Source organism: Phyllobacterium sp. P30BS-XVII (assembly GCF_014138335.1).
Lineage (GTDB): Bacteria > Pseudomonadota > Alphaproteobacteria > Rhizobiales > Rhizobiaceae > Phyllobacterium > Phyllobacterium meliloti.
In genome coordinates this window covers 69,919-82,601 of the sequence record NZ_JACGXO010000010.1, presented here as the reverse complement: position 1 = coordinate 82,601, position 12,683 = coordinate 69,919, and the positions used below count along the sequence as shown (strand labels likewise).

Annotated in this window: 10 protein-coding genes and 1 pseudogene; 5 read left to right on the top strand and 6 right to left on the bottom strand. The window is 54.6% G+C overall.

The features are described from left to right. Positions 1-61: 61 nt before the first annotated feature. The 3 genes from FHW17_RS22550 to FHW17_RS22540 form a co-directional block, all read right to left on the bottom strand. Positions 62-1,153: a polyamine ABC transporter substrate-binding protein gene (locus FHW17_RS22550; RefSeq protein ID WP_112527274.1), complete on the bottom strand. Its 1,092-nt coding sequence runs from the start codon at positions 1,151-1,153 to the stop codon at positions 62-64. Between the two features lie 169 nt (positions 1,154-1,322). Beyond that, positions 1,323-2,201 (bottom strand): DMT family transporter, encoded by an 879-nt coding sequence (locus FHW17_RS22545; protein ID WP_182510908.1) that lies wholly within the window; start codon positions 2,199-2,201, stop codon positions 1,323-1,325. Between the two features lie 165 nt (positions 2,202-2,366). Next, positions 2,367-3,788 carry a helix-turn-helix domain-containing protein gene (locus tag FHW17_RS22540; protein ID WP_182510870.1) on the bottom strand — a complete coding sequence of 474 codons (1,422 nt, stop codon included), beginning with the start codon at positions 3,786-3,788 and terminating at the stop codon, positions 2,367-2,369. Positions 3,789-4,038: 250 nt separating this feature from the next. Here FHW17_RS22540 and aceA point away from each other — a divergent pair, with 250 nt between their 5' ends. From aceA to FHW17_RS22520, 4 genes are all read left to right on the top strand, one after another. Then, a complete protein-coding gene (gene aceA, locus FHW17_RS22535) occupies positions 4,039-5,328 on the top strand; it encodes an isocitrate lyase (RefSeq protein WP_091883415.1) in 1,290 nt (429 codons plus the stop codon). A gap of 106 nt (positions 5,329-5,434) precedes the next feature. Further along, entirely contained in the window at positions 5,435-5,668 is a 234-nt protein-coding gene (locus tag FHW17_RS22530) for a hypothetical protein (protein ID WP_027230260.1), read from the top strand. Positions 5,669-6,222: 554 nt separating this feature from the next. Continuing rightward, on the top strand, positions 6,223-7,656 hold the full coding sequence (locus FHW17_RS22525) for a glutamine synthetase family protein (RefSeq protein ID WP_112527073.1): 1,434 nt from the start codon (positions 6,223-6,225) through the stop codon (positions 7,654-7,656). 239 nt (positions 7,657-7,895) lie between these two features. Further along, entirely contained in the window at positions 7,896-9,182 is a 1,287-nt protein-coding gene (locus FHW17_RS22520; protein ID WP_182510869.1) for an FAD-binding oxidoreductase, read from the top strand. Here FHW17_RS22520 and FHW17_RS22515 read toward each other — a convergent pair. Then, positions 9,179-9,970, bottom strand: a complete 792-nt coding sequence (locus FHW17_RS22515; protein ID WP_112527069.1) for a crotonase/enoyl-CoA hydratase family protein — start codon at positions 9,968-9,970, stop codon at positions 9,179-9,181. The genes FHW17_RS22520 and FHW17_RS22515 overlap by 4 nt on opposite strands. An 89-nt stretch (positions 9,971-10,059) precedes the next feature. On the opposite strand from FHW17_RS22515, the gene FHW17_RS22510 reads away from it, so the two are divergent. Continuing rightward, the gene (locus tag FHW17_RS22510; RefSeq protein ID WP_112527067.1) at positions 10,060-10,701 is read left to right on the top strand and encodes a TetR/AcrR family transcriptional regulator; all 642 of its coding nucleotides are present in this window, start codon (positions 10,060-10,062) and stop codon (positions 10,699-10,701) included. Between the two features lie 56 nt (positions 10,702-10,757). Here the strand turns inward: FHW17_RS22510 and FHW17_RS25395 are convergent. Both FHW17_RS25395 and FHW17_RS22505 read right to left on the bottom strand, forming a co-directional pair. Then, a pseudogene (locus FHW17_RS25395) lies at positions 10,758-11,525 on the bottom strand (cobaltochelatase subunit CobT); the annotation flags it as partial. A gap of 30 nt (positions 11,526-11,555) precedes the next feature. Beyond that, positions 11,556-12,680, bottom strand: a complete 1,125-nt coding sequence (locus tag FHW17_RS22505; protein ID WP_113096402.1) for a beta-ketoacyl-ACP synthase III — start codon at positions 12,678-12,680, stop codon at positions 11,556-11,558. Between the last annotated feature and the right edge of the window lie 3 nt (positions 12,681-12,683).

The window sequence follows — 12,683 nt, the reverse complement described above, 5'->3', positions numbered from 1 at the left end:
GGCAGTTTCTTTGGTCTTGATGTTAAAAACCCCGGCATTTTCTGCCGGGGTTTCTCGAAATTTACTGGCCCGTTACAACTTTGGTCCAGAGCCGCGTTACTGTCCGCTGCGTTTTTGTATCGTAAGGCGTCACGGTGAAGAGCTTCTTCAGCGTGGCTTCATCCGGATAAACCGCTGGGTTTTCCAGAATGGATTTGTCGATGAATTCCTGCGAAGCCTTGTTGCCGTTGGCATAGGAAACGACGTTTGAAGCTTTGGCAGCCACTTCCGGGCGCAGGATGTAGTTGATGAATTCGTGTGCTTCAGCCACATGCGGCGCATCGGCAGGAATAGCCATCACGTCAAACCACATCTGCGCGCCCTGCGACGGGATCGCATAGTCGACCTTCACACCGGCATTGGCTTTTTCTGCACGATCCTTGGCCTGCAGAATGTCACCTGAATAACCGAGCGCGAGGCAGATATCGCCTGCGGCCAGCGCATTGATATATTCGGACGAATGGAACTTGCGGATAGATGGGCGAACCGCCGTCAACAGATCAGCGCCCTTGGCGAGTTCATCAGGATTCTTGCTGTCCGGATCAAGACCAAGATAAGCGAGCGTTGATGGCAACACGTCCGATGCGGAATCAAGAACATGAATACCGCAATCCTTGAACTTGGCGGCCATTTCCGGCTTGAACAGGATGTCCCAGTTCGGACGTTCGTCCGTACCGAGAATTTCCTTCATCTTGTCGACATTATAGCCAAGGCCGGTGGTTCCCCACATATAGTCGACTGCGTACTGATTGCCCGGATCGTATTTCTCAATGCGCTGGTTGATCAGGTCCCATGTGTTTTTCAGGTTCGGCAGCTTCGACTTGTCGAGTTTCTGGAAAACGCCGGCAGCAATCTGGCGCTGGAGGAAAGATGCCGTCGGGACAACAACGTCATACCCCGTACCGCCAGCCAACAGCTTTGTTTCGAGGATTTCATTGGAGTCGAAGGTATCATAGACAACCTTGATGCCGGTTTCCTTGGTGAAATCAGCAAGGATAGTGTCATCAATATAATCGGACCAATTATACACGTTGACGACGCGTTCCTGTGCGCCTGCCGCCGTGGCAAGCCCAAGGGCAAAAGTGGCCGTTAAAAGAATGGATTTGATACCCATAAATGCCTCCATGCTACTGACACCTGATCTTTCAGCCGTGTCAGGGGTTCCCAAGTTTATCCTACCTTTTTAGATTGCGATCACTTCGTCAACTGGGTTGCAGCAACTCCTTTGCTGAAAGTTGCAGATGAACGAAATTTTGAATGCAGCATTTTGGCGCACGGGGCCGTCAGGCAGCCCGGTTTCTCGCTGAAACGGAACGCTGGCGACGATATTCCCAGCCAAGATGGAAAAGCAGTGCGGTCAGAATAATGCCGCCACCAATGATGGTGCGCTGGGCTGGCACTTCATTGTGCAAAAGCCAGACCCAGACGGGCCCAAGCACTGGTTCGAGTGTGCCGATCAGTGCAGCCAGCGCCGACGGAATGAGGCGTGCTCCGCTGACAAAAAGCGCGAGGCCAAGACCGAGGTTGACCGCACCAAGGGCAATCAGGTAGCCAAAATCACCCATACTTACCGAAAATGATCCCGCCATAAGGGATGCCGCGCAGGCCGCCATGACAGTCCCGAGAAAAACAGCTGGTGTCATGCGCAGATGGGCCTTGCGCCGTGTGATAACTGTGGCCGAGGCGAAGGATATGGCAATCAGCAATGCGAGAAGATCACCAATGGGTGAAACCTCGCCATCAAGCGAATCGGAAACCATGATGGCGACACCGGCAATCACAACTGCAATCGCACCCCAGGTTGCAAAGCTTACCCGCTCGCGGAACAAGACCCAGGAAATCAGCGCCGCGAGAAGCGGCACTGCCGCTTGAAGCAAAAGAACATTGGCAACTGTTGTATAGGACAGAGCGACAATGAAGCAGGAGGAGGCAATGGCAAAACAGATGCCGACGCCTATTCCCGCCAGTCCCATATTCCGAAACAGAACCAGCGTACCACGCGGACCATCGCGCACCAGCATGAAGCAGAGAAGGAAAAGCGCGGCAAACACGGAACGCCAGAAAACAACGGCCCAATTATCGGTGGTTTCAAGGAACCGCGTGAGAGCGCCGCCGGTGCTCCAGGCTATTGCCGAGCCCGCAACAAGCAGACAGCCAATCATGGCATCCGACGCGCTTTTGGCGGGATCAGGTGCGGCGACAGGCGGCAGCGGAACGAACGAAACACTCATGAGCGCAGAATGCCAAATTTCAAGCCCGTGTTGAGCTTGGGAAACGACTGGAGATTGTCGCTTTTTGCATTGTCTTCGCCAGCAAATCCAGTGGTATCACTGAAAATCGAAGGCACTGAGACCCGTCACCATTTCGTCCAGCCCGAGCGGGCGGGTAACTGGCGGCTCGGCGCGCGACAGACAGGCCGAGCGTTCACACAGGCGGCAGGCAGGACCGACCGGCGTTGCGCCGATGCCCTTCCCACCAAGGGCCGCCCCATAAACAGTTTCATCGGCAAAGCCGATATCGCAGCCAAGCAGGATCGCCGTGCGGCGCGGCCGCTCATTGAAACCGCCTTGCGGACCTTCCAGAGTGCGGGCGATGGTCATGAATTCGGCGCCACCGGGCATTTCAATGGCTTCTACAAGAATCTGCCCCGGCTGGGCAAAGGCGGCATGCACCGCCAGTTTGGGGCATTCGCCGCCAAAGCGCGATTGCGGATAGCTCTGTGCCCCTGCCTGGCGAAAACGATTGCCCGCATGGTCAACTTCAAGCATGAAAAACGGAATTCCGGCGGCCCCTTGCCTTTGCAGCGTTGTCAGCCGATTGGCCGCCTGTTCAAAGGAAACATTAAAGCGTGAGCGCAGCACATCGACATCATAGCGGGCACGCAGGGCAGCAGTCTGAAACGCCTGATACGGCATCATCAAGGCTTGCGCCGCATAACGGGCAAGTTCGAACCGCGCGATACGGCGCGCTTCATCGGAGGATAGTTTCAGCTCCTGAATCTCCGCGGCGATCACCACCTGCATGCGAATGAGCACGGCCTCGATGGCCAATTCACGCAATTGATCGAATGGCGACAGGCGCTCCGAGATGAAAAGGCGCTGCGAATGCCGGTCATAACGCCGCCGCCAATTGGGCATGGTCGCGACAGGTAAAACGCGGACGGTGATCCCGTGCTCGCTCTTCAGCCATGCTTTCAAGGCACCGGCCAGATCGTCGCCGGGCTTGATCAGATGAAGAAAACTATCCACCTCGCCTTCAATCCGGGCAAAATGGTTGGGTTTGCGTTCAAGCACTTCGCGGACTTCACTCAGCGGCAAACGTGTGGCCGATAAGGAAGGCGCATGCCCCTCTTTTGCCAACATGCCTGAAAGGTCAGACAGGCGCTCCAATGATTCCCGATAGGCGCGGTAAAGTTTGACGATGCCCGCCGCCGCATTGGGCGCGGCATCACCAATCTCGATCAATTCCTGATCGCCGGGCAATTCACCATTGAGCAGGGGATCAGAGAAGACCTCTTTCAGCGCAGCCATGGACGAGCCGGTTTCAACCTGCAGCGTATCAAGCTCAATCTTGTATGTGGATGACAATTTCAGAAGCAGTTGAACAGTCAGCGGGCGCTGATTGCGCTCGATCAAATTGAGGTAGGACGGAGAAATACCCAGAGCTTCGGCCATGGCCGTCTGCGTCAGCCCCTGCTCGTTGCGAATGCGCCGGATGCGTGGACCGGCAAATATCTTTCCCTCGGCCATATCAGCCCCTTATGTCAGCAATATTGACAAGATTTACACAATCGTACCGTGATAATCACTATTACAAAGTTTACAAATTTACAAACCATATTTGTCAAAGCCGCGACATGCTAACTCGATAAATCCACATAATATGGCGATATTTATTGGAATTACTGCGCTGCAATGTAAATTCAGTCACATGAACGCAGCCATCGAAACTCCCATTTGGACTGTCTGCGATCGCCTCAACAGAGCTTGGAGAAAGATAATGACTGATTTTTACAACCTGGTACCAAATGCCCCTGGAGGTCGTTTCGATGGTATTGAACGTCCCTATACGCCTGACGATGTCAAAAAGCTGCGCGGTTCCGTTCAGATCAAATATACTCTTGCTGAAAACGGAGCCAACCGCCTCTGGCAGCTCATCCATGAAGACGATTTCGTCAACGCCCTTGGCGCGCTCTCGGGCAATCAGGCGATGCAGATGGTGCGTGCGGGCCTCAAGGCGATTTACCTCTCCGGCTGGCAGGTTGCTGCGGATGCAAACACCGCTTCCTCCATGTATCCTGACCAGTCGCTGTACCCTGCAAACGCTGCTCCAGAACTGGCAAAGCGCATAAACAAGACGTTGCAGCGCGCCGACCAGATTGAAACAGCAGAAGGCAAAGGCCTGTCGGTTGACACATGGTTCGCGCCGATCGTTGCGGATGCGGAAGCCGGTTTTGGTGGCCCGCTCAACGCTTTCGAGATCATGAAGGCTTTCATCGAGGCCGGTGCTGCGGGTGTGCATTATGAAGATCAGCTGGCATCGGAAAAGAAGTGCGGCCATCTCGGCGGCAAGGTTCTGATCCCGACCGCTGCGCACATTCGCAACCTGAACGCGGCGCGTCTTGCTGCCGACGTCATGGGGACACCGACGCTGGTTATCGCCCGCACAGATGCGGAAGCTGCGAAGCTTCTGACCTCGGATATTGACGAGCGCGACCGGCCTTTTGTTGACTATGATGCCGGACGGACCACAGAGGGCTTCTATCAGGTCAAGAACGGTCTCGAATCCTGTATCGCCCGGGCAATCGCTTACGCACCGCATGCGGATATGATCTGGTGCGAAACGTCAAAGCCCGATCTGGAACAGGCCAAGCGCTTTGCCGAAGGCGTGCGCAAGGAACATCCAAACAAGCTGCTTGCCTATAACTGCTCGCCTTCGTTCAATTGGAAGAAGCATCTGGACGAAGCGACGATTGCCAAGTTCCAGCGCGAACTGGGAGCGATGGGCTACAAATTCCAGTTCATTACGCTGGCTGGTTTCCATCAGCTCAACTTCGGCATGTTCGAGCTGGCTCGCGGATATAAGGACCGTCAGATGTCCGCCTATTCCGAGTTGCAGGAAGCGGAATTTGCAGCGGAGGTAAATGGCTACACCGCGACCAAGCACCAGCGCGAAGTTGGCACGGGTTATTTCGATGCGGTTTCGCTGGCTATCACCGGCGGACAGTCTTCGACAACGGCCATGGGTGAATCGACCGAGACGGCACAGTTCCGTCCAGCTGCCGAGTAACAGGCAACCAATCCGGACCGTCGGCGAGGCCCTTACATGCCGCCGGTCCACTCAGGACAATCATCTCGATTGTCCCACTGCAACGCCAGAAACAAGGAGCATGATCATGGCACCGCAGACACGCGTGAAGGAACGGGCCGAGGAGCAATCATCGGCCATGAATGCAGACCAGCAGGCTGTCATTCGCATGGTCGCGAATGATCTGCATCGCCTCAACCAATCCGTCATGAAGGCGGTTGACGCCGGCGTGTCCGTGGAGCTGGTTCGCTCTGCCCGCCACCATGGCGGCGACGGCAACTGGGGCGACCTTCTGATCCCGGTTGTTGTGACCCGGCAATAAGCTCACCGTGGCCTTCTCTGGTTTCGGTCTGGAACCAGCACGGCGCGCTGAACCGTCCGCGAGCAATTGCGGACGGTTTTGGTTTTCGCAAACGGGTTAGACGAAAGTCTGGATTGATTGATACTTGGTGATCTGCAACTCTGCACTGGAGTCTGAGAAACAATGATACCTCTCAAAACAACTGCTTTCGATCTGGCACGCTATCTCGGCAGTCTGGCGTCACAAGCTGAACTATTGAAAGATACGTTTGAAACGGGTGACGCGAGCTATATAGCGGACGCTCGCGGTGTAGTTGTTAGGGCTAGAGATATGGCCCAAAGCGCAAGAAAAACCCGTACACTCGCAACGCTTTCCACAAAATCCTGAGCCCCCACCTCTCCGTCATCCTCGGGCTTGACCCGAGGATGACGGAGAGGTGGGGGCTCTGATGACGGAGGGGAAGATTTTGGCCGCGCAACACCCAAACCTCTCACTCACAATTTTCTTTTGCCCACCCTCCCATAGCGCGCAATTTTCATCTATCATCCTAAAAGTGCAATAAATTCTGGTGATTGATGCCTTCTGAAACCCCTGAAAAGAAACCCGCAAAGACTTCAACGCGGCGGCGCACGCCTGCTTATGTCAAATCCACGCGGGGCGTGAAAAACTGGCGAGAAGCTTCCGAATGGCTGGCCTGGCGGGATATCGAAGACATTGAATGCATCACACCCGATCAGGCCGGTGTTGCGCGCGGCAAGATGATGCCGTCGAAGAAATTCACCTCCAACACATCATTGGCGCTGCCTTCGGCCGTGTTCATGGCAACGATATCCGGTGACTATCCTGAAGACGGTCATGGCTTCTCCTATCCGGAAGATGATGGCGATCTGAAACTGATGCCGGATCTTTCCACCCTGTCCGTTGTGCCTTGGGAAAGTGATCCGACCGCGCAGGTCATTTGCGATCTCGTGAACAAGGACGGGGAAGCCGTAGAATTTACACCGCGCAACGTTCTGAAGCGCGTCGTGGCGGCCTATAACAAGAAGGGCCTCAAGCCTGTTGTCGCGCCGGAAATTGAATTCTATCTCGTCAAGAAAAACCCCGATCCTGATTATCCGCTGACACCGCCGGTTGGCCGGTCGGGCCGCGCTATTGGTGGCGGTCAGGGCTATTCCATCGCGGGCGTCAATGAATTTGACGAGCTGATCGATGATATCTACCACTTCTCCGAAGGTCAGGGCCTTGAAATCGATACGCTGATCCACGAAGAGGGTGCCGCGCAGCTCGAAATCAACCTGCGTCATGGCGATCCGGTGGAACTGGCCGATCAGGTTTTCCTGTTCAAGCGAACGATCCGCGAAGCGGCGCTAAAACACGATATGTACGCCACCTTCATGGCCAAGCCCATTCAGGGTCAGCCGGGATCGGCCATGCATATTCATCAGTCGATTGTTGACAAGAAGACCGGACGCAATGTGTTTTCCAACCCTGACGGTACGGAGAGCGAAGCATTCAGGCATTTCATCGGCGGTATGCAGAAGCACGTCCCGGCTTCACTGGTGATGTTTGCGCCCTACGTGAACTCCTATCGCCGATTGACGCCCGCAGCCTCGGCGCCTGTTAACGTAAAGTGGGGTTATGATAATCGCACAACGGCATTCCGTGTTCCACGTTCAGACCCGGCGGCTCGGCGCGTGGAAAACCGCATTCCTTCATCAGATGCCAATCCCTATCTGGCGTTGGCGGCGTCCCTTGCCTGCGGGCTGCTCGGTATGAACAACAAGATCGAGCCTGATGCTCCAGCTTCCACGACGGTCAATGACAATCTCATTGAATTGCCGCGCGGGCTGATCGAGGCGACCATATTGTTCGAGCACGACAAGGACCTGACTGCCATGCTGGGGCAATCCTTCGCGATTACCTATGCGGCCATCAAGCGCGCTGAGTTCGAGACGTTCATGGAGGTTATCAGCCCCTGGGAGCGCGAATATCTGCTGCTGAATGTTTGAGATTTCGGTTATCTCCCCCCTTGTGGGGGAGAAAGCGATTTCAGCACTTAGCGAGCGAGCATAGCGAAGCACAGCTCAAGTGCTAGAAATCGCAAGAGAGGGGATTTGAAATCAGAGCTATCCCCCTCACTTGGATTTTCTAAAGTTTTAGCAAAGGGCTAAATCCAAGAAAATCCTTTCTCTCCTACAAGGGGAGAGATAAGCGGCGCCTGTATTTCCAGATTGGATTGCAAGATAACATGGCATATCAATCCCCCATCTCTCCCGGCATCTCCTGGTATGAATCAACCATTGATGATCGCACCGAATATCCGGCATTGGATGGCTCGCGAACCGCCGATGTCGTCATTGTCGGCGGCGGCTTTACCGGGCTTTCGGCGGCTGTCCATCTCGCCTCGGCGGGTGTTGATGTGGTTTTGCTGGAGGCCTATCGCTTTGGCGACGGTGCTTCCGGTCGCAATGGCGGTCAGCTTGGCACGGGTCAACGCAGTTGGGCGGAGGAATTGGAAGGCCAATATGGCTTCACCCGCGCCAAGGCACTTTTCGATCTTGCCGAGGAAGCCAAGGCGCACCTTTTGCAATTCGCCGAGACACACAAGATCGATATCGAATTCGTGCCCGGACAAATGTCCGTGGTACATAAAAAGCGTTATCTGAAAGATTATCAGGCCCACGCGGAGCTGATGACCACGCGTTTCGGTTATCCGCATATTCACTACATGGATGCCACGGAAACGGCGGAACGGCTTGGCTCGACACGCTATCTAGGCGGTGTTTACGACGCAGGCACCGGTCATATCCAACCCATGAAGCTTGTTGTCGGCACCGCAAAGGCTGCGGCCAAGGCCGGGGCCCATCTTTATGAAAACACCAAGGTGACAGGCATTCGCTCTGAAAATGGCCGCGTCACTGTTGCAACGGCCAAAGGCAGTGTCACCGCTGCAAAGTGCCTGATCGCGGTCAACGCCTATGGTGGCAATCTTGAACCGGTCAGCGCCTCCCACGTAATGCCGATCCGGTCCTTCATTGGCGCAACAGTGCCATTGGGCAGTGACAGTCCTGTTTTGCCCGGCGGCGAGAGTGTTGACGACTCCCGCTTTGTCGTGCGCTATTTCCGCCGCTCGAAGGATGGCCGGCTGCTGTTTGGCGGACGCGAAGCCTATACGGCTGACAACCCGCTCGATATCAGCACACATATCCGCCGACAGATCGCCGAGATTTATCCGGCACTCGCGAACGTGGAAATCACCCAAGCCTGGGGCGGATCAGTCGGCATTACCCTGCCACGCCAGCCCTTTGTGCGTGAGGTCATGCCCAATGTCATTTCGGCGGGCGGCTATTCCGGCCATGGCGTGATGCTGTCGAACTATGTCGGAAAGCTTTACGCGGAAACGGTTGCGGGCAATCGCGACCGCCTGAAATTGCTGGAAGAGCTGAAAATACCCTCATTCCCCGGCGGACGTACATTCCGCGCGCCGCTGCTGTTTCTGGCATTGAGCTGGTATGCGCTGATGGATCGGATTTAATTGCCCGTATAAACAGGGGTTCGCCGCTCAATCCATGCATCCAGCCCTTCGCGCGTATCCCGCGACGAAGCAATGCGGGCAAATTGTTCGCTTTCCATCTGCAGCCCCTCAGCAATTGTCACATTCAATCCGCGTGTGACGGCCGTGATGATCCCCGCGGCTGTTACCGAAGAATGGCGCAGAATCCGGTTGGCCAATTCAACTGCTGCAGGTAGCAGTTCGTCATGCGGTACGACCTTGTTAATCAGCCCCAGTTCCAAAGCTCTTATGGGCGAGAACGTGTCACCGGTAAGCAGAAGTTCCAGCGCCCGTTTGCGCCCTGCAAGGCGTGGCAACCGCTGAGTACCACCAAATGTTGGCGGGATACCGATATTTATCTCCGGCTTAGCAAAAACAGCCCTTTCGCTGGCGATGGCCAGATGCACCGCTTCGGTGATTTCGCAGCCACCACCAAAGGCTATACCATTGACCGCAGCGATAATCGGCTTGCGAAACGCCTCCATCCGCGCGGTCATAACCTGCCCGCGTCGTACGAACGCTTTGACGGCAATTTCTGTTCCCTCGCTGATGCTGCCAGAGAATTCGTGGATATCACCCCCGGCGGAAAACGCCCGGTCGCCAGCACCTGTGATTATGACGACGCGGATTTCAGGATCATCTTCAAGGTGGTCAAGAAACTGCAGCAGCAGATCATTGGTCGCATAGTTGAGGGCGTTGAGTTTTTCCGGCCGGTTCAGCGTCAGGAAAGCGATATTGCCCTTCATTTCAAACAGTACGGGATCAGACATGGGTTAACCTTTCATAATTGAGGCCTCACCCGAAAACTTAGAACGGTACCCGGATTGTGTATATTCACTGGTTGGTATACTTTTCTTACATGGCAAAGACATCAGACCCAACCCGCGAGCGTATCCTTGATGCGGCGAACCGCCTGTTTTATGCGGAAGGTATTCGTGCTGTGAGTGTCGATGCCATTGCTGAAACCGCTCAATTGACGAAGCGGACACTGTATTACCACTTCAAAAGCAAGGACGATCTGATCGCAGCCTATCTGGAGGCACGCGATCAACCAAACCTTGCGCTCTTTGCCAAATGGTTCAACGAAGCGGGCGGAACAATCGCTGACAAAGTGGAAGCAATCTTCATTCAACTGGCCAAAGCCGCGCGGCACAGGAAATGGAAAGGCTGTGGTTTTCTGCGAACGGCTGCCGAACTGGCAAACATGCCTGGACATCCGGCTATCAAGATTGGCTCGGCGCACAAGAAGAAATTCGAGGCATGGCTGGCCGGGATGCTGGATATTGCCGGGTCAAACGAGCCATCACTCCTTGCCCGTCAAATTGTTCTTTTGATGGACGGAGCCTTTTCCGTGATGCTCGTTCACCGCGACGCCAGTTATGTCGAGGCGGCAGGTGCCGCCGCCAAGGCGCTCGTCAATGCTCGTTGCACCAGCATCAATAATGATAGTGCGCAAGCTTCAGGTTCAATGGCCCGTTCAATCAGTTCAGGCTCACGATAGCGCTCATCTGTAACCAGCAAATAGCCGACAACGAACCCTTGTTGTTTAAGTTCTGTTTCAACCTTCTTCTGATGATCAATCAGAATGTTCCTGTTGTCATTGGCAAGTAACGTTGAATCATCAACGGGTGCACCATCAGAAACAATGCATATAATGCGATTTTTCCAACGTATTGCATCCAAACGGGACGCAGCCCATTCCAATGCTTCGCCATCAATATTCTCATGAAGCAGATCCGAACGAAGCGCATGACGAACATGCCAAGGAAATCCGTTGATGGAATCCGCGCTGGAATAAATAATATGCCTCAGATCACACAAGCGGCCCGGATTTCTGGGTTTACCAGCCTTGACCCAGGAACGCCGGGATTTCCCACCCTTCCAGCTGGTCGTCGTGAAGCCAAGTATTTCTGATTTGATATTTAGTTGAGTCAGCGCGCCCGTGGCGGCTTCAACGGCAAGAAGGGCGGACAACATCCTCAGACCACGCATTGAACCAGAATGGTCAATGAGAAACGAAACAACCGTTTGCGATCTCTGCTCGCCGCTGAGCTCTTTATGTAGGTGAGCAACCAGACGACCAGCCGCTGCACCGATGGTTATGCGCTCGCCTTGAAATTCATTGTCAAAACGTCTGGCAGCATCTTCAAAACTTGTCACTTCACCCGGAAGTGAATTTCCCAGCACAGCGGGAATCTTATCAGCGTCGATGATCTCATCAAATACTGTTGTGAACGGCAAATATATACCGGAATCCGGCTTTACGCTTGGAACTGGCCGAGATGGCGTCGGAGCCGTGAACCATTTCGCCCATTTGCCAACCATGCCCGCCCCGCTTTCAAGTTGACCCAGCCGTTAAAGCCTCTTCAAAATAACACTGCCGACGGAATAACCTGCGCCAAAGGAGCAGATAACACCAAGACTGCCCGGTGCGAGATCGTCGGAATACTTTGAAAATGCGATGATAGAGCCAGCAGAGGATGTATTGGCATAGTCCTGCAGAATGTTCGGCTGTTCACCAGCGTCGGGCTCGCGGCCCAATACTTTTGATCCGATCAGGTCATTCATGCCCTTGTTGGCCTGATGCAGCCAAAGCCTTGAAACATGCGCGGGTGCAATGTTCTCGTCGGCGAGGTGGGTGAGAATAAGGTCAGACACAATCGGCACGACCTGCTTGAACACCTTGCGGCCTTCCTGACGGAACAGCATGTCACGGCGGTCGGTCATATGGCCTTCGCGGGTGCGGCGCAGAAAGCCGTTATTATTGCGGATATTGTTGGAAAACTGGGTGAGGCAGCGGGTCGAGATGATCTCAAAACGATCAGATGCCGTTGCAAGATCGTCACGCTCCAGAAGCACGGCGGTGCAAACATCACCGAAAATAAAATGGCAGTCGCGGTCACGCCATTCGAGGTGGGCCGAACAAATCTCCGGATTGACCATCAGGATTGCCCGGGCAGAACCCGAACGGATCATATCGGCAGCCGCCTGAATGCCGAATGTCGCCGATGAACAGGCGACGTTCATGTCAAAGCCAAAACCCTGAATACCCAGCGCTTCCTGTACTTCGATGGCGATAGCGGGATAGGCACGCTCGTGATTGGATGCTGCGCAGATCACTGCATCCACATCAGCCGCAGTGCGGCCTGCCTTGGCCAAAGCATCGGTTGCCGCCTTCACTGCCATCTCGGCCATGACAGATATTTCGTCGTCACTCCGCTCAGGCAAAACAGGATGCATAATCTCAGGATCGAGAATACCTGATTTGTTGAGCACATAGCGGCGTTCGATACCCGATGCGCGGAAAATGAAATCTTCAGCGGACATTGTCAGCGGCGCACGCGTGCCCGCCGCAATCTCATCGGCATGGATTTCATTCTGCCTGGTGGCATAGGTATTGAATGCCTCAACGAGCTCGGCATTGCTGATGGAGAGTTCCGGTGTAAACACACCGGTACCGCTTATGACGACCTTATGCATGGC

What these genes read in the sequence shown, in the direction of transcription:
- FHW17_RS22550 (WP_112527274.1), bottom strand. Translation starts at nt 1,153, where the DNA reads ATGGGTATCAAATCCATTCTTTTAACGGCCACTTTTGCCCTTGGGCTT.
- FHW17_RS22545 (WP_182510908.1), bottom strand. Translation starts at nt 2,201, where the DNA reads ATGATTGGCTGTCTGCTTGTTGCGGGCTCGGCAATAGCCTGGAGCACC.
- FHW17_RS22540 (WP_182510870.1), bottom strand. Translation starts at nt 3,788, where the DNA reads ATGGCCGAGGGAAAGATATTTGCCGGTCCACGCATCCGGCGCATTCGC.
- aceA (WP_091883415.1), top strand. Translation starts at nt 4,039, where the DNA reads ATGACTGATTTTTACAACCTGGTACCAAATGCCCCTGGAGGTCGTTTC.
- FHW17_RS22530 (WP_027230260.1), top strand. Translation starts at nt 5,435, where the DNA reads ATGGCACCGCAGACACGCGTGAAGGAACGGGCCGAGGAGCAATCATCG.
- FHW17_RS22525 (WP_112527073.1), top strand. Translation starts at nt 6,223, where the DNA reads ATGCCTTCTGAAACCCCTGAAAAGAAACCCGCAAAGACTTCAACGCGG.
- FHW17_RS22520 (WP_182510869.1), top strand. Translation starts at nt 7,896, where the DNA reads ATGGCATATCAATCCCCCATCTCTCCCGGCATCTCCTGGTATGAATCA.
- FHW17_RS22515 (WP_112527069.1), bottom strand. Translation starts at nt 9,970, where the DNA reads ATGTCTGATCCCGTACTGTTTGAAATGAAGGGCAATATCGCTTTCCTG.
- FHW17_RS22510 (WP_112527067.1), top strand. Translation starts at nt 10,060, where the DNA reads ATGGCAAAGACATCAGACCCAACCCGCGAGCGTATCCTTGATGCGGCG.
- FHW17_RS22505 (WP_113096402.1), bottom strand. Translation starts at nt 12,680, where the DNA reads ATGCATAAGGTCGTCATAAGCGGTACCGGTGTGTTTACACCGGAACTC.